Here is a 13,803-nt window from a genome sequence, read left to right on the forward strand (position 1 = left end):
AGTCACCTCCTCCCCCGACGCTAGAACCTTGCCCATGGAGAAAGGTCAAGGCGGATTAGGCAAGGCACCAAAACGCCGAGGTCAGGAGCCCGGGGTGGTGGACTGACCGTCGGCCGCGTCGCCAAGCAGACCTGCGCGTCTTGTGCAGTGCGGATCGAGCGGAAGCTGAACAAGCTGCCCAGCGTGAGTGCGTCGGTGAACTTCGTCACCGCCGGCGCCCGCATCACCCACGGCGATGAGGTGTCGCCGCACGACCTGATCGATGTGGTGAAGGACATGGGATACGGGGCCAGCCTGCCCGCATCCCCGTCCGCACCCGCCGCAGCCGAGGCCCCGGCCGCTTCCGACGGCGGACGAGCGGCCGGCGACGGGGGCGACAAGGGGGAGCACCATGTGCGGGCGCTGCGGAACCGGCTGTTGGCGTCCGCGGGGCTCGCGGCCCCGGTGGTGGTGCTGTCGATGGTGCCGGCCGCGCAGTTCCGGTTCTGGCAGTGGCCGGCCTTCGCGCTGGCCTCGCCGGTGGCGCTGTGGGGCGCGTGGCCCTTCCACCGCGCGGCGCTGCTGAATCTGCGCCACCGTGCCTCGACCATGGACACCCTGGTCTCACTCGGCGTGCTGGCGGCCTGGCTGTGGAGCGTGTACGCGCTGTTCCTCGGTGGGGCGGGCGAGCCCGGAATGAGCATGGGGTTCTCGCTCCTGCCTCGTGCGGACGAGCACGCCGGGTCGGCCGAGATCTACCTCGAAGTCGCCGCGGCGCTGACCACGTTCATCCTGGCCGGCCGCTTCTTCGAGGCGCGCGCCCGCAGACGTGCCGGTGAGGCGATACGCGCGCTGATGGACCTGGGTGCCAAGGACGTCACCGTGCTCCGCGACGGGCGTGAAGTCCGCGTGCCGATCGAGCAGTTGGCGGTCGGGGACGAGTTCGTGGTCCGGCCGGGCGAGAAGATCGCCACCGACGGGGTGGTGGTCGAGGGTTCGTCGGCGGTGGATGAGTCGCTGCTGACCGGTGAGTCGCTGCCGGTGGAGGTCGGCCCGGGTGACGCGGTCACCGGAGCGACCGTCAACGCCGGAGGCCGGCTCGTCGTGCGGGCCACGCGCGTGGGTTCGGACACCAAGCTCGCCCAGATCGCCCGCCTGGTGGAGGAAGCGCAGACCGGGAAGGCGGAGGTGCAGCGGCTGGCGGACCGGATATCGGCGATCTTCGTCCCGATCGTCATCCTGCTCGCCGTCGAGACCCTGTTCGGCTGGCTGGTCCTGGGCTACCCGTCGGCCGTCGCGCTGACCGCGGCGGTGGCGGTGCTCATCATCGCCTGCCCGTGCTCGTTGGGACTGGCGACCCCGACCGCGCTGATGGTCGGCACCGGCCGCGGCGCCCAACTCGGACTGCTCATCCGCGGGCCTGAGGTGCTGGAGTCCACCCGCCGTATCGACACGATCGTGCTGGACAAGACCGGAACCGTCACCGAGGGCCGTATGCGCCTGGCCGACGTGGTCGCCACCGAGGGAGAGGACCGGACCGAGATCCTGCGCCTGGCGGGCGCGGTGGAGCACGCCAGCGAGCACCCGATCGCCAAGGCCATCGCCGGTGCCGCCGCCGACGAGCTCGGCGCCCTGGCGCCCTTGACAGAGTTCGCCAACCACGCCGGGCGCGGCGTCACCGGCACCGTCGAGGGGCATGGCGTGATGGCCGGACGGGCGAGCTGGCTCGCTGAACAGTGGGGTCTCAAGGTCCCGTCCATGCTGGCCGAGGCCCAGCGCAAGGCCGAACGGGCCGGGCGTACCGTCGTCTTCGTCGCTTGGGAGGAACGCGTACGCGCCGCGCTCGTGGTCGCCGACACCGTCAAGCCGACCAGCGCCGAAGTCGTCGCCCAGCTCAAGCAGCTCGGCCTGACGCCCGTGTTGCTGACCGGAGACAACACCGCTGCCGCCGAACACGTCGCGGCCGAGGTCGGCATCGAGAAGGTCATCGCCGAGGTCCACCCCGAGGACAAGGTCGCCGAAGTCAAGCGGCTGCAGGACCAGGGCAAGGTCGTGGCCATGGTCGGCGACGGCGTCAACGACGCTGCCGCGCTGGCCCAGGCCGACCTGGGACTGGCGATGGGCACCGGCACCGACGCCGCCATCGCAGCCGCCGACCTCAGCCTCGTCAAGGGCGACCTGCGTGGCGCCGCCGACGCGATCCGCCTCGCCCGCAAGACGCTGACCACCATCAAGGGCAACCTCTTCTGGGCCTTCGCCTACAACGTCGCCGCCCTGCCCCTGGCCGCGCTCGGCCTGCTCAACCCGCTCATCGCCGGGGCAGCCATGGCCAGCTCCTCGGTGTTCGTCGTCTCCAACAGCCTCCGCCTGCGCCGCTTCCAGCCGACCAACCAGCGCTGAACCGCCGCCACCCGAGTCGCCCCACGCCCCTGCTCCACGAACGCGCCATCAGGGGCGCACCCGCACAGAAGAGGACCACGTCATGGCACGTGCCATCCAGCACCGCACCGCCCTCGCCATCGCCGCGACCGCGGTGACCGTCGGGGTCGCGGGCGTCGTCGCCATCGCCGCGATCACCGGGGCCGGCCCGGACAAGTCGGCCGCATCCCACAGCGCCCCCTCGCCTTCCTCTTCCTCTTCCTCTTCCTCTTCCTCTTCCTCTTCCTCTTCCTCTTCCTCTTCCTCTTCCTCGGCGCCCTCCGTGTCCCCCTCCCCGTCGACCGCCCCGCATCGCGACAACCTCAGCCCGACACCCAGCAACCGCACACCGGACAAGGGCACGGGCGACAGGAACAGGGAGACGCAGATGCGCTCCGGGGACACGTCCGACACGACGAACAACAACCAAGCTCCCCGCAACAACGCCACGCCATCGCCGACCGCCACCGCTCAGACGCCGGACGCCATGCAGCAGAACGGCAAGGCGGAGCGACGGCTCCGGCATGGGTGGCATGGGCATAGCCACGGGCGGCACGGCATGAGCATCTGAGGGAGCACGCCTGATACCACCTGTTCTACGGCGTACCGACGGGCTTCCGGGCGGCGAGGCGCTCGACGATGCCGAGCTTGAACCGGTCCCGCTGCTCGATCTCCAGGCCCGCCGCCTGGACGCGCCGAAGGGGACGGCGCAGGAAGTGCTCGCCGCCGAGCGGAACAGTGACGAGTTCGGAGATCCTCTGGAAGGCGCGGACGGGCCAGGCGGTGCTGGGGACGTGATCCAGCAGGAGGAGCCTGCCGCCGGGCTTGAGTACGCGGATCATCTCGGCGACGGCGCGCCGGTCGTCGGGGATGGCGCACAGGGACAGCGTGCAGACCACGGTGTCGAAGGAGGCGTCAGGGAACGGAAGCGCCTGGGCGTCGGCTTCCCGCAGGTTTGCCGTCTGACCGAGCTCGTCGGCCCGGCGGCGGGCGATGGCCAGCATCTTCGGGCTCCACTCGATCCCGGTCAGCCGGACGCCCGGCGGATAGAGGGGAAGGTTGAGGCCAGTGCCGATGGCGACCTCCAGCACGTCCCCGGCGGCCTGGGAGCAGACCCACCTACGGCTCTCGCCGAACAGGGTCCGGTCGAAGAACCGCATCTCCCGGTCGTACGAGCGGGCGTGCTTGTCCCAGTAGCGACGCAACCGCTCGGTGTTCCTCGGCTCAGGCACACCTCCATCCTCCCGGCCACCGGCGTCCACCGCACCCGCGACTGCTACGGCGAACGGCCCGGCCGGGGAATCCCCCGACCGGGCCGCTCCCCAGCCCCAGATCAGTCGACCTGTCGGGCCTTGTACTCGCCGGCCTGTTCCACCGCTGCGACGAGAGCCGCGACATCGACGTCGGCGCCTTCCTCAAGGCGGACGGTTGTGCGTTCAGCCTTCATGTCGGTGGTGGAGGAGCGGACGCCGGGGATGTCCTCCAGCTCGTCGTCGATCAGCAGGCCGCAGCTGGAGCAGTGCATGCCCTCGACGAGCAGCACCACCTGCCCACCGGTCTCGGCGTCGGCGTCCTTCTTGCGGTTGAAGAGCTTCATGCCTTGTCTCCCTGGAAGTTGATGGTGCCGGTCTGCATGCCCATGGCGCACGAGAAGCGGAGGGTGCCGGGCTTGCGGGTGCCCAGGTCGACCTTGGTGTCGCCATTGCGCTGGACGATCTCGGAGACGCCGAGTTCGGGGATGGTGAAGGCGCGGGCGCAGCCCCCGGCCTCCTCGCCGTGCAGCACGAGCGTGGTCGGGACGCCCGCTTTCGCGGTGAACTGGGTGGGGCCGTAGAAGTCCGTCACGGTCAGCGTGACGACCTGCTTGCCGGAGGCGTCGATCCGCACCGGCGCGGCGGGCGCCGCCGCCTGCCCTCCACCCGAACTCTTCTCCGGCCCGCCTTGAGATCCGCCCTCGACGGTGAACGGTTCACTCGCCGCGGCCGGCTTGCCCGGAGAGCTGAAGGAGACCCAGCCTCCGGCTTGCATTGCGGAGGCCATCGTCCACACGGCGACGGCCAGCACCACCACACCGGTGAGCGCGGCCAGTCGGCCGGACAGCGCCCGGCTCGTACGGCGGAAGAGATAGCCGAGCGCGGCGAACAGCGGCGCGGTGCCGACCACGAACCCGGCCATCACCGCGGCACCGGCCACCGCGGATCCGGACGTGATCGCGACCAGCTCCATCGACAGCGTCACCCCGCAGGGCACCAGGACGGTGGCGAACCCGATCAGGGCCGGGGTGACGACCGAGTCGGTCTTGGCGCTGCGCCGCAGCAGCCGGCCGAACGAGGCCGGCGGCCGGGGCACCAGCCGGGCCACAGCCTTGACGCCGAACAGGTCGAGCGCGAACAGCACCATGAGCAGCCCGGCCACCAGCAGCAGCACCGCCTGCGTACGAGGGCTGGGCTGCAGGGCATCGCCGAAGACCCCGAGCAGGGCGCCGAGGAGGGTGTGGGACAGCAGCTTCCCGGCAAGGAACGCGCCAACCGGCGCCAGGTTCCTGGCCGTGAGTTCCAAGGACGCGGCGGAAGCGCCGCGCCGGGCGTCCGCACTGCGCGCGGAGGCCGGTCGCTTTGCAGAGGACTTGGCGGACGAGGAGGACGTGGAAGTGGTGGCGGCGGGGACCGGGGCCCGATCGCGGCGGGTAACCGCGCCGGCCAGCAGCCCCCCTTGAACGGCGGCGCACGAGGCGCCACCGGCGAGCAGACCGGTGCTCACACCGCTGATGAGCAAAGCGATGGACGACGGCATGCGTCGTGACTCCTGTTCGGATACGACGGCACACGCACCGAGTGACGGGATTACGGGCGTGCCGAGGCGGACGTGAGGAAGATCGGCGTCCCGCAAGGCAGCAACAAGGGCTACCCCGCAGGCGTCGAACCATCACGTCCGCGACACGCACAACTGGTGGAGCTCAGGAGGGGGCAGCGCCGGAGGCGGCGCATTGGGCTGCGCAACTACCCCAGCGGGAGAGCAGGCCATCGCGGTCGGCAGACCGGCAAGCGCCGGGCCCGGCTGGACATCGTGGAGAAGGGTGGCCTTGGGGGCGCTGCACTGCTGCTCGGCCATCGGACAGTGCGGCGCGCTGTCCGACGAACCGGACGCGATCGGCGCCGCGGACGGCCCGGCGCCGTGGGCCGACAGGTGCCCGGCCGCATGCCCACCCGCCATGGCCGAAGGCGTCTCCATCGGGCCCGGCGTCGCCATCGCCGTCGCCATGGCAGGCCGGGCCAGCCCTCCCAGGCAGAGCATGAGCGCGCACACCAGAAGCGCCCCGGTCCAAACCCGGAGCGCCGACGGTACGCGTCGCGTCATGCGGGCAATGCTAAGGCACGTCCATCGTCCCGCATCGAAGGCCCGGCCGGACCTCGGCAGCCTGCCTCGGCGAGTGGCTCTCCCGGCCGCTGACCTGCGGCTTTACTCGCCCTTCGGCCAGTTGTAGCTGCTGGGCACCTTGGCCTTCTGGCCGACCGGCCCATACACGAGCGCAATCTCGTCGTGCGCAGTGAACTCGACCGCGGCCGGGTTACCCGGGGTCTCCTTGCCGTTGACGTAGGCGTGGAATTCCTTGCCACCGCCGGCCTTCAGCCCGCCCATGGAGTTCTGCGTCAGGGCGACATTCCACTCGGTCATGAACTGACCGAGGGAGAAGGTGGCCTTGACCGGGGACTCGATGTGGATCACGCCATTCGCGTCGTGCGTGTGCAGCGGGCTGATCTTCTGCGTCCGCTGGTCGATGCCGATGTCAGCGGGAACGGAAACCGGCTTGCCGTCCACGAGAACGTCCAGGTGAGCATGAATGTGCTCCACGTTCCCCTCCGCGCCGAGCATGGGCAGCCCGGCCGCCTTCACCCGCGCGGAAGGACCACCTGGCGCATCCCACGGCGGAGGCGTCGTACGGCCCGAGGCGGTCTTCAAGGGGGTGGACGGGATGCCCGCCTCCGCCGGAGGCCGGGTACGGGACGGACCACCGCCTGACGAGACCACCGCGAGCGTGATGCCGACGACGACCGCCAGAACCGCGACGCTCACGGCAAGGATGATCAGCACACGCCGCCGTCGCTCTTCCCGCGCCACCTGCGAACGCATCGCCGCAGCCCGTGCGCGGCGGCCCTCCGGGACCTTCTTGGCGGGCTTGCCGGACATACGGAGGCCCCTCCTCTCCGCTACCGGATCAACCGCGTCGACACGCACGCGGAAATTCCGGAAGAACCACCCTCGTCAAGGCTAGGCACCGGCCGGCGGCATCCGCATCACCGACTCATTGGCCTTGCCCCTGGGGAAAGGTCTTAGCGTCGCTCGCGTAGGCACGAAGCCAGAAGGAGGTCACCTCATGGCATTCGTCGAAGGCGAGGTGTACCGCTGCCCGGACGCCGAGTGCGGCTGCGAGATCACCGTGACCAAGGGGGCGGCCCCTGGGCGCGGCGGGGACCACAGCCCCACCTGCTGCTGCGGACTCTCCATGGAGAAGGTCCGCTGAAGAGCCGAGCCGGACTGGGGAGCCTTCCCTGGGCTCCCCATCTGCCGCGCGTCTCCCATCTACTCCCGTGCAAGCGCCTGAAGGACCTGTGATGGACCAGTCTGCTGTACGCACTCCCGACGCTCGCCTGCCCCGTTGCGATGGGCCTCATGATGTGGTTCATGATGCGCACCCGGCGCCCTGCAGTCGGCCAACCCTCACACGCCACGCCCGGGCAGGTGAAGGAGCTCCGCCGCCTACGCGAGAAGGTCGAGACGCGGCGCACATGAGGGCCGGCGTCGCACCGATCCCCGTGGAGGAGTATCGCCAGACTGGCCGCGCATGGGTCTACGACGGTGCTTGACCGGATGGGGCGACATCCGACATCGCCAGAGGCCGCGACTGGCCCACCGCTCCAGTCGCGACCCCGTTGGCGTGTTGTCAGCAGCAGGCGGTGACGCGTTCGTCGGCGCTGACGTCGTCGGTGGCCGGGGTGGCGCAGCAGGTACTGCTCTCTTGCTTGGCAAGGGAGTTGGCATCGGCCTTGACGACGTACACCTCCCAGGGCTCCTGTCCGGGGCCGTGGACCCAGACCTTGTCCTGGAGGGCGTAGCAGCAGGTGGTGTTGTCCTCCTCGTCCGTGGTCAGACCTGCGGCGGCCAACCGCGCGGTGGCGGCGTGCACGTCGTCGGTGGTTTCGACCTCGACGCCGAGGTGGTCCATGCGGGTGTCCTCGTCCGCGTTGCCTTCGAGGAGAACCAGCTTCAGCGGGGGCTCGGTGATGGCGAAGTTGGCATAGCCGTCACGGAGCTTGGCGGGCTCGGTGTTGAAGAGCTTGCTGTAGAAGGCGACGGACGCGGCCAGGTCAGGGACGCGAAGGGCGAGCTGAACGCGGGACATGGCGTATCTCCTGATGGGTGAGGTGAGGTCTTAGCAGCGGTGCGGCGAGTGCTCCGATGCCGATCTGGAGGGTGCTCGGGACCGCGCAGCAGCCGGCGCCCTCCTGGGGCGTGGTGGTGTCGGGCTCGTCGAGGAGGTCGGCGCCGCCGGAGAATCCGGTCTCCGGGACATCTGGATCGACCCACTCGGCGGCCGCCAGGCCGACGGGACCTTCTCCGGTCACGACGGCGGGAAGCTCGGTGGTGGGCGCGTTCACCACGATCCCCTTCCCCTTGCTTCGACGTTTGTCGATATCCGACACAGTCCAGCATGAGGATTGAATCGACTTTCGTCAACATAGACAGTCGTCGAATCCCTGTGGAGAATGGAGCGCATGTCCACTACGAAGGCGTTGCCGGTGCTGGAGCCGGAGGGCGTGATGCCGTGCTGCCCGCCGCTGACCGAACGTCCGATGAGCGCGGAGGAGTCCGAGCGGGCCGCGAAGATGTTCAAGGCGCTCGGTGACCCGGTGCGCCTGCGCCTGCTCTCGGCGGTCGCCTCGCACGAGGGCGGCGAGGCGTGCGTGTGCGACATCTCCGATGTCGGCGTCTCGCAGCCGACCGTCTCCCACCACCTGAAGAAGCTCAAGGAAGCCGGGCTGCTGACCTCGGAGCGGCGCGGGACGTGGGTCTATTACCGCGTGGAGCCGTCGGTGCTTGCCGCGATGGGCCAGCTCCTCACGAACGCGTCCGCGGCGCCCTGACCATTTTCAGCACAGAGGGGTCCAGCATGGAGTCCACCCGCACCGACCCGTCGAGCGCGGTCATCGTTCCACTGACCGCCGAGCACACTGACGACGTCCTGGCGATCTACCAGGCAGGCATCGACGAAGGCAACGCCACGTTCGAGACGACCGCGCCGACCTGGGACGCCTTCGATGCCGCGAAGCTGTCCGAGCACCGGTTCACCGCCCTCGACGCCGACGGGTCGGTGCTCGGCTGGGTCGCCGCTACGAAGGTCTCCGACCGCTGCGCGTACGCCGGGGTGGTCGAGCACTCCGTGTACGTCCATCCCGAAGCGCGAGGCCGGGGCATCGCTTCCGCCCTGCTCAAGGCCCTCATCGGGTCCACTGAGGCGGCGGGGATCTGGACCATCCAGTCCGGGATCTTCCCCGAGAACACCGCCAGCCTCGCCCTGCACGAGCGGGCCGGCTTCCGCGTCATCGGCACACGGGAGCGTATCGGCCGCCACCACGGCATCTGGCGCGACGTCGTCCTGGTCGAGCGCCGCAGCCAGCTGGTCGATTGACCGGGCTCAGACGGCACGGCGGCCTGCGGTGAAGAGCAGACTGATCAGGGCGAGGGCCATCCACGCGGTCAGGTAGAGGAAGGCCGCTGCCGGTGACAGGGCCGTTCACAGGGGGCCTGCCGCGGTGGAGGCGGCCAGGTTCCCGATTGACCGGACGGTGGCTGGCGGCCCCTACTCCTCGATGACAGCGATCGTGTCGAGGCCGGCGTGACGGAGGGTCCGCTGTACGGCGCGGCGGGCTCCGCGGATGGTGAGCCTTGCGTTCTCGGGGCGCCGGGTGGCCGCCCGGAGCAGGGCGTAGACGCACGAGAGATCGATCCGGGTGACACCGCTCATGTCCAGCACCCACTCATGGGCCTGGCGCAGCTGCGGCTCAGCGAGCCGTTCTTCCAGCTCCCGGAGAGCACTGGCGTCGACGTCACCGGTGAAGGTGAGCTCGGCGCGCTGGCCGTCGACCGCCGCGATGGACACGGCGCCCCCGGGCGTTGCGGCGGAATTCTGAGCCACAGCGACCTCCTTGAGGATCGCAAAGGAAGAGCCACATGCCCTCCACCCCCTCCGCATCCGTCCTGTTCGTCTGCGTCCACAACGCCGGGCGCTCGCAGATGGCCGCCGGATTCCTCTCCCACCTCGCAGGCGACCGCGTCGAGGTCCGCTCCGCCGGATCCCTCCCCGCCGAACAGGTCAACCCCGCCGCCGTGGAGGCGATGAACGAGGTCGGCATCGACATCGCCGACCAGAAGCCGAAGATCCTCACCACCGAGGCCGTCCAGGCATCCGACTACGTCATCACCATGGGCTGCGGCGACGCCTGCCCCATCTTCCCCGGCAAGAAGTACCTCGACTGGGCCCTGGAAGACCCAGCCGGCCAGGGCATCGAGTCCGTCCGCCCGATCCGCGACGAGATCAAGACCCGCATCGAGGCGCTCATCGCCGAGATCGACGCGAAGCCGGCGGCGGGTTTTGAGGGGGGTTACGTCGTTGCCGGGGTTGCGGTTGCCCGGTGGGTGGGGCGTAGGAAGAGGTAGAGGACGGGGGTCAGGTAGAGGGCCCAGGCCAGGGACTGGAGCACGCTCGGGTTCGGTTGGAAGTTGAAGATGCCCTTGAGGAGGGAGCCGTACCAACTGTCGGGCGGGATCGTCGCGCTGATGTCGAACAGGCGGTGGTCCAGGCCGGGCAGGATGCTCGCCTCCTGCAAGTCGTGGATGCCGTACGCGAGGACGCCGGCCGCGATCACGACCAGCAGGGCGCCGGTCCAGGTGAAGAACTTGGCGAGGTTGATCCGCAGGGCGCCGCGGTAGAACAGCCAGCCGAGTACGACGGCGGTGAGCAGGCCGAGGACGGCGCCGGTCAGCGGGCGGACTCCGTCATCCGTGGCCTGCGCCGCGGACCAGACGAACAGTGCGGTCTCCAGGCCCTCACGGCCCACGGCGAGGAAGGCGGTGGCCACCAGTGCGCCGGTGCCGACGGCGAGGGCCTCGTCCAGCTTCCCGTGCAGTTCGGCCTTCAGGTGGCGGGCGGTACGTCGCATCCAGAAGACCATCGTGGTCACCAGGCCCACGGCGAGGACGGACAGGGCGCCGCCGAGCGCCTCCTGGGCCTCGAACGTCAGTTGGGTGGAGCCGAATTGCAGCACCGCGCCCACGCTCAGGCTGAGGGCGACCGCGATGCCGACGCCTAGCCAGATCGGCGGCAGTTTGCTCCGGTTGCCGGTCTTGACCAGGTAAGCGACGAGGATGCAGACGACGAGCGTCGCTTCGAGGCCCTCGCGCAGGCCGATCAAGTAGTTGGCGAACACGGGGGCTCCTTAAGAAGCGGTCGTCAGGTGCGGTCGTCAAGTGCGGTCGTCGAGTACGGCCGTCACGTGCGGTCGTCGAGTGGTGTCAGCGGAAGTCAGGGCTGGCTGTTGAGGAAGCCGATCAGGCTGGCGCCCCACCAGCCGAGCTGGCTGACGGAGGCCGCCGCGCCGGCCTGGAAGCGCAGGCCACGCGGTACCCGTTCGTCGCGCCACCGCTCGAAGCGCTGCCCGAGCCAGTGGGCGTAAAGGCCGTTGAGGGTGATGACGAGGACGAGTCCCAGCTTGATCTGGGTCAGCGGGGATGCCAGGTCCGGGCGGAGGAAGAGGCCGGTGACGACCAAGCCGGCCAGTCCGAGCCAGATCGGGATCTGGAGCGCGCAGGCGGTGCGCAGGACGTCGGCCAGCCGCCGTCGTCCGAGCATCCACAGGACGGCGAGCCAGTCGACGGCGACCACGGAGCCCAGCCCGACGACGAGCGCCACGAGGTGCAGGAAGCGGGCGGCCATCCGCAGGGGCGGGGCGGCGTGGACGTGACCGGCCACCCAGCAGGCGGCCGCCAGGGCGGCGCAGCTCAGGATTCCCAGGGCGACGAGCGCCCAGACGGGTGTGGGTGGACGGTCACCGGTTCCCCCGCCGTCGGCCGGCGTGGCCCACCCCGGTATCCCGGCGGATCGGGGGGCCGGAGCGGCCATCGGTCTGTCGGAGGTCGCGGCCACTGGGTCAGTTCTCCGGCTTGAGTTCCACGTTACGGAAGGTGGCGGTGGTCTTCTCGCTCAGCGCGGGCTTCTCGCCGCTGGCGCCGTGCCGCAGGAACGTCGGCGGCTGCAGGGTGGCCCGCAGGGTGTACTTGCCGGCCTTGGGCACGGAGAAGTTGTTGGCGTAGTGGAAGAACTCGGCGTAGTAGAAGTTCAGGTCCTGGGCCTGGACGACCTTGCCCTTGCTGTCGACGACCTCAAGACGGATCGGCACATCCGGGACGATGCGGCCGGTCTTGGCCTCCATCGGGATGATCTCGATGTGGTGGGTCTCGTTCTTGGCCGGCTCGCGGTGGACCAACTTGCCGTGCTTGCCGTGCTCGCCGTGGAACCACGGTTCGGCCGCCTCGACGATGTAGCCGATGCGGTACTCGCCGGCCTTGGTCTCGCCGCCCTTGGCCGCGATCTCCGCCTCCAGCACGGTGTGCTGGTGCGCCACCCCGGCGGGTGCGGTCTCCTTGGCCCGGCCCTTCGCGGGCGTGTCCCCGGCCTTCCCGGAATCCGCGCCTCCGCAGGCTGTCAGGGCGAGGGCGAGCGGGGCGGCGAGAGCGAGCGCGCGCAGTGAGGATCCGGACCTGGGCATGGCTTAAATCTTTCGATCGGAAGTAAGGTGAGGCGAACCTAAGCTCATGTTGTGCGCCCGTCAACCCATCTCTCGATGTGGACACACGTGGCATATCGGGCGCAGGGGAGGGTTGCCCCCTGGAGGAAGGCGAATTGATGGCGCATCAGTGGCTGCCGAGGGCCATCGGGTGGGAGCGAGAGGGTCACTATCTGGACAGCGAGGTCGCCCTCCCACTTACACTGCGCGCGCTTCCGTTCCCTCCGTATCGCCCCAGGAGCCCCTCGTGACCTCTCGCCTGACCCGGCCCGCCGCCATGGCCCTGCTCGCCATGGGCCCGCTCGCCCTTCTGACCGCCTGCACCCAGAAGAGCGCCGACGACGGCGGCAGCGGCGACGCGAAGTCCGGAGTCATCACGGTCCAGGCCACCGATGACGCCTGCAAGCTCTCCCGGACGTCCGCGCCTGCCGGGCTCGTCGCCTTCAAGGTCAGCAACGAGGGCAACAGGATCACCGAGTTCTACGTCTACAGCCCGGACAACAAGGTGGTCAGCGAGGTCGAGGGCATCGGCCCCGGCACGTCCCGCACGATGACCGTGAAGATCAGCAAGGCTGGTTCGTACACCACCGCATGCAAGCCGGGAATGGTCGGCAAGGGCATCCGCGGCACGTTCACCGTGACGGAGAAGACGGAGAAGAAGACGGAGAAGAAGGAGGAGGAGACTCGCGAGGGGTGAGACGGTGCGTAGGGGGAGCCCACGGCGGGGGACGCGACCGGCGGCGCGTCGTGGTGATGAACGTTTCGAGTGGGGGATTCATGGATCCGATGAACGAGCCGGTGCCGCCTGCCATCGAGCAGGTCCTGAGGCGCAACTCCGGACTGCTGTGGCGGCATGTCGCCGGACGTCTCGCCCTCGGTGTGGCTCTGGTCGCGCTGCCGCCGGTGGCGTATCGGCTCGGTGTGCCGGATTCCTTCTTCCTGGTGCTGCCCATCCCCTTCGGGATGTGGGTGCTCCTCTTCCTGGCGATCCGGCTCGCCAACGGTCTGCGCCTGGGCGTGTGCAAGAAGGTTCTGCGCGCCTACCCGCTCGAATACCGAACGCGAGTGGAGAAGAAGGAGTCGCAGTGGCTGCTCCTTGGCACTGTGCACACGGTCAAGATCTCCAGTCGCGGCCGGCACGACGCCCTCCGCGTGCGGGCCGTCAGCGCCTCGGCCGTACGCCGCTGGCCCAAGGGTGCCGAGGACGGCGGCGTATGGGTCGCCGGTGACCCCCTCTTCGGCGGCGTCGTGATCGTCCCTGGTGGCCACGACATGCTCTTCATGCAGCCCGCGGACTGGAAGCAGCTCGACCAGGAGCGCGCGCGGGCCGATGACGCACGGCTCGCGCGGGCGCGGCAGGCGGGCATCGCCACGCTGTTGGAGCGCGAGCCGAGGATGGCGTAGGGGGCAGCGGGGGCGAGCGTTCGCGCGCCTGACCGGAGTCCTTATGTGTTGTCCGGCCGGCGTCGGCGTGAGGGCGTCAGGCTACTCGCCGGCCGGCACCGCCCCCATCCACCCTGCGGGAACCGGCCCTGTCGCGAGGTCGCATACTCGGGGGTTGTTG

General features: G+C 69.7%; 19 protein-coding genes. 7 read left to right on the forward strand and 12 right to left on the reverse strand.

Features of this window, described 5'->3' with window-relative positions; all coding sequences use genetic code 11:
- Window positions 1-102: 102 nt before the first annotated feature.
- Complete coding sequence (locus ACZ45Z_RS25440; protein ID WP_468367018.1) at window positions 103-2,379, forward strand: heavy metal translocating P-type ATPase; 2,277 nt, start codon at window positions 103-105, stop codon at window positions 2,377-2,379.
- Window positions 2,380-2,427: 48 nt separating this feature from the next.
- Here ACZ45Z_RS25440 and ACZ45Z_RS25445 read toward each other — a convergent pair whose 3' ends face one another.
- From ACZ45Z_RS25445 to ACZ45Z_RS25470, 6 genes are all read right to left on the reverse strand, one after another.
- Complete coding sequence (locus ACZ45Z_RS25445; protein WP_468366636.1) at window positions 2,428-2,865, reverse strand: hypothetical protein; 438 nt, start codon at window positions 2,863-2,865, stop codon at window positions 2,428-2,430.
- Between the two features lie 128 nt (window positions 2,866-2,993).
- Entirely contained in the window at window positions 2,994-3,629 is a 636-nt protein-coding gene (locus ACZ45Z_RS25450; protein WP_468366639.1) for a class I SAM-dependent methyltransferase, read from the reverse strand.
- A 101-nt stretch (window positions 3,630-3,730) separates the two neighbouring features.
- Complete coding sequence (locus tag ACZ45Z_RS25455; protein ID WP_468366641.1) at window positions 3,731-3,994, reverse strand: cation transporter; 264 nt, start codon at window positions 3,992-3,994, stop codon at window positions 3,731-3,733.
- On the reverse strand, window positions 3,991-5,190 hold the full coding sequence (locus ACZ45Z_RS25460) for a sulfite exporter TauE/SafE family protein (RefSeq protein WP_468366643.1): 1,200 nt from the start codon (window positions 5,188-5,190) through the stop codon (window positions 3,991-3,993). The genes ACZ45Z_RS25455 and ACZ45Z_RS25460 overlap by 4 nt, the downstream gene beginning before the upstream one ends.
- A 132-nt stretch (window positions 5,191-5,322) precedes the next feature.
- The gene (locus tag ACZ45Z_RS25465; RefSeq protein ID WP_468366645.1) at window positions 5,323-5,754 is read right to left on the reverse strand and encodes a hypothetical protein; all 432 of its coding nucleotides are present in this window, start codon (window positions 5,752-5,754) and stop codon (window positions 5,323-5,325) included.
- 102 nt (window positions 5,755-5,856) lie between these two features.
- Window positions 5,857-6,585, reverse strand: coding sequence for a hypothetical protein (locus tag ACZ45Z_RS25470; protein WP_468366648.1), 729 nt, complete (start codon window positions 6,583-6,585; stop codon window positions 5,857-5,859).
- A gap of 187 nt (window positions 6,586-6,772) precedes the next feature.
- Between ACZ45Z_RS25470 and ACZ45Z_RS25475 the strand changes: the two genes are divergently transcribed.
- A complete protein-coding gene (locus tag ACZ45Z_RS25475) occupies window positions 6,773-6,919 on the forward strand; it encodes a hypothetical protein (RefSeq protein WP_468366650.1) in 147 nt (48 codons plus the stop codon).
- Window positions 6,920-7,339: 420 nt separating this feature from the next.
- On the opposite strand, the gene ACZ45Z_RS25480 is transcribed toward ACZ45Z_RS25475, so the two are convergent.
- Window positions 7,340-7,798: an ArsI/CadI family heavy metal resistance metalloenzyme gene (locus tag ACZ45Z_RS25480; RefSeq protein WP_468366653.1), complete on the reverse strand. Its 459-nt coding sequence runs from the start codon at window positions 7,796-7,798 to the stop codon at window positions 7,340-7,342.
- Window positions 7,764-8,054 carry a hypothetical protein gene (locus tag ACZ45Z_RS25485; protein WP_468366655.1) on the reverse strand — a complete coding sequence of 97 codons (291 nt, stop codon included), beginning with the start codon at window positions 8,052-8,054 and terminating at the stop codon, window positions 7,764-7,766. Before ACZ45Z_RS25485 ends, ACZ45Z_RS25480 begins: the two co-directional genes overlap by 35 nt.
- A gap of 117 nt (window positions 8,055-8,171) precedes the next feature.
- Here ACZ45Z_RS25485 and ACZ45Z_RS25490 point away from each other — a divergent pair, with 117 nt between their 5' ends.
- On the forward strand, window positions 8,172-8,540 hold the full coding sequence (locus tag ACZ45Z_RS25490; RefSeq protein ID WP_468366657.1) for an ArsR/SmtB family transcription factor: 369 nt from the start codon (window positions 8,172-8,174) through the stop codon (window positions 8,538-8,540).
- A 26-nt stretch (window positions 8,541-8,566) separates the two neighbouring features.
- Window positions 8,567-9,085 (forward strand): GNAT family N-acetyltransferase, encoded by a 519-nt coding sequence (locus ACZ45Z_RS25495; RefSeq protein ID WP_468366660.1) that lies wholly within the window; start codon window positions 8,567-8,569, stop codon window positions 9,083-9,085.
- Between the two features lie 171 nt (window positions 9,086-9,256).
- Here ACZ45Z_RS25495 and ACZ45Z_RS25500 read toward each other — a convergent pair whose 3' ends face one another.
- The gene (locus ACZ45Z_RS25500) at window positions 9,257-9,592 is read right to left on the reverse strand and encodes an STAS domain-containing protein (protein ID WP_468366663.1); all 336 of its coding nucleotides are present in this window, start codon (window positions 9,590-9,592) and stop codon (window positions 9,257-9,259) included.
- Between the two features lie 35 nt (window positions 9,593-9,627).
- On the opposite strand from ACZ45Z_RS25500, the gene ACZ45Z_RS25505 reads away from it, so the two are divergent.
- On the forward strand, window positions 9,628-10,113 hold the full coding sequence (locus tag ACZ45Z_RS25505; RefSeq protein WP_468366666.1) for an arsenate reductase ArsC: 486 nt from the start codon (window positions 9,628-9,630) through the stop codon (window positions 10,111-10,113).
- Here the strand turns inward: ACZ45Z_RS25505 and efeU are convergent.
- From efeU to ACZ45Z_RS25520, 3 genes are all read right to left on the reverse strand, one after another.
- Complete coding sequence (gene efeU / locus ACZ45Z_RS25510) at window positions 10,059-10,883, reverse strand: iron uptake transporter permease EfeU (protein ID WP_468366668.1); 825 nt, start codon at window positions 10,881-10,883, stop codon at window positions 10,059-10,061. The two genes, ACZ45Z_RS25505 and efeU, sit on opposite strands and share 55 nt — an antisense overlap.
- 95 nt (window positions 10,884-10,978) lie before the next feature.
- Window positions 10,979-11,575, reverse strand: a complete 597-nt coding sequence (locus ACZ45Z_RS25515) for a hypothetical protein (RefSeq protein ID WP_468366671.1) — start codon at window positions 11,573-11,575, stop codon at window positions 10,979-10,981.
- A 28-nt stretch (window positions 11,576-11,603) separates the two neighbouring features.
- Window positions 11,604-12,221 (reverse strand): iron transporter, encoded by a 618-nt coding sequence (locus ACZ45Z_RS25520; RefSeq protein ID WP_468366674.1) that lies wholly within the window; start codon window positions 12,219-12,221, stop codon window positions 11,604-11,606.
- 265 nt (window positions 12,222-12,486) lie between these two features.
- On the opposite strand from ACZ45Z_RS25520, the gene ACZ45Z_RS25525 reads away from it, so the two are divergent.
- Together ACZ45Z_RS25525 and ACZ45Z_RS25530 are read left to right on the forward strand one after the other, a co-directional pair.
- Window positions 12,487-12,936, forward strand: coding sequence for a cupredoxin domain-containing protein (locus tag ACZ45Z_RS25525; RefSeq protein WP_468366677.1), 450 nt, complete (start codon window positions 12,487-12,489; stop codon window positions 12,934-12,936).
- An 80-nt stretch (window positions 12,937-13,016) separates the two neighbouring features.
- Window positions 13,017-13,643: a hypothetical protein gene (locus ACZ45Z_RS25530; RefSeq protein WP_468366679.1), complete on the forward strand. Its 627-nt coding sequence runs from the start codon at window positions 13,017-13,019 to the stop codon at window positions 13,641-13,643.
- Window positions 13,644-13,803: the final 160 nt, after the last annotated feature.

It is taken from the genome of Streptomyces sp. NPDC031210 (assembly GCF_055570395.1).

Coding starts and splice junctions, on each gene's coding strand:
- ACZ45Z_RS25455 (WP_468366641.1), bottom strand. CDS start 3,994: ATGAAGCTCTTCAACCGCAAGAAGGACGCCGACGCCGAGACCGGTGGG.
- ACZ45Z_RS25460 (WP_468366643.1), bottom strand. CDS start 5,190: ATGCCGTCGTCCATCGCTTTGCTCATCAGCGGTGTGAGCACCGGTCTG.
- ACZ45Z_RS25465 (WP_468366645.1), bottom strand. CDS start 5,754: ATGACGCGACGCGTACCGTCGGCGCTCCGGGTTTGGACCGGGGCGCTT.
- ACZ45Z_RS25470 (WP_468366648.1), bottom strand. CDS start 6,585: ATGTCCGGCAAGCCCGCCAAGAAGGTCCCGGAGGGCCGCCGCGCACGG.
- ACZ45Z_RS25475 (WP_468366650.1), top strand. CDS start 6,773: ATGGCATTCGTCGAAGGCGAGGTGTACCGCTGCCCGGACGCCGAGTGC.
- ACZ45Z_RS25480 (WP_468366653.1), bottom strand. CDS start 7,798: ATGTCCCGCGTTCAGCTCGCCCTTCGCGTCCCTGACCTGGCCGCGTCC.
- ACZ45Z_RS25490 (WP_468366657.1), top strand. CDS start 8,172: ATGTCCACTACGAAGGCGTTGCCGGTGCTGGAGCCGGAGGGCGTGATG.
- ACZ45Z_RS25495 (WP_468366660.1), top strand. CDS start 8,567: ATGGAGTCCACCCGCACCGACCCGTCGAGCGCGGTCATCGTTCCACTG.
- ACZ45Z_RS25505 (WP_468366666.1), top strand. CDS start 9,628: ATGCCCTCCACCCCCTCCGCATCCGTCCTGTTCGTCTGCGTCCACAAC.
- ACZ45Z_RS25515 (WP_468366671.1), bottom strand. CDS start 11,575: ATGGCCGCTCCGGCCCCCCGATCCGCCGGGATACCGGGGTGGGCCACG.
- ACZ45Z_RS25520 (WP_468366674.1), bottom strand. CDS start 12,221: ATGCCCAGGTCCGGATCCTCACTGCGCGCGCTCGCTCTCGCCGCCCCG.
- ACZ45Z_RS25530 (WP_468366679.1), top strand. CDS start 13,017: ATGGATCCGATGAACGAGCCGGTGCCGCCTGCCATCGAGCAGGTCCTG.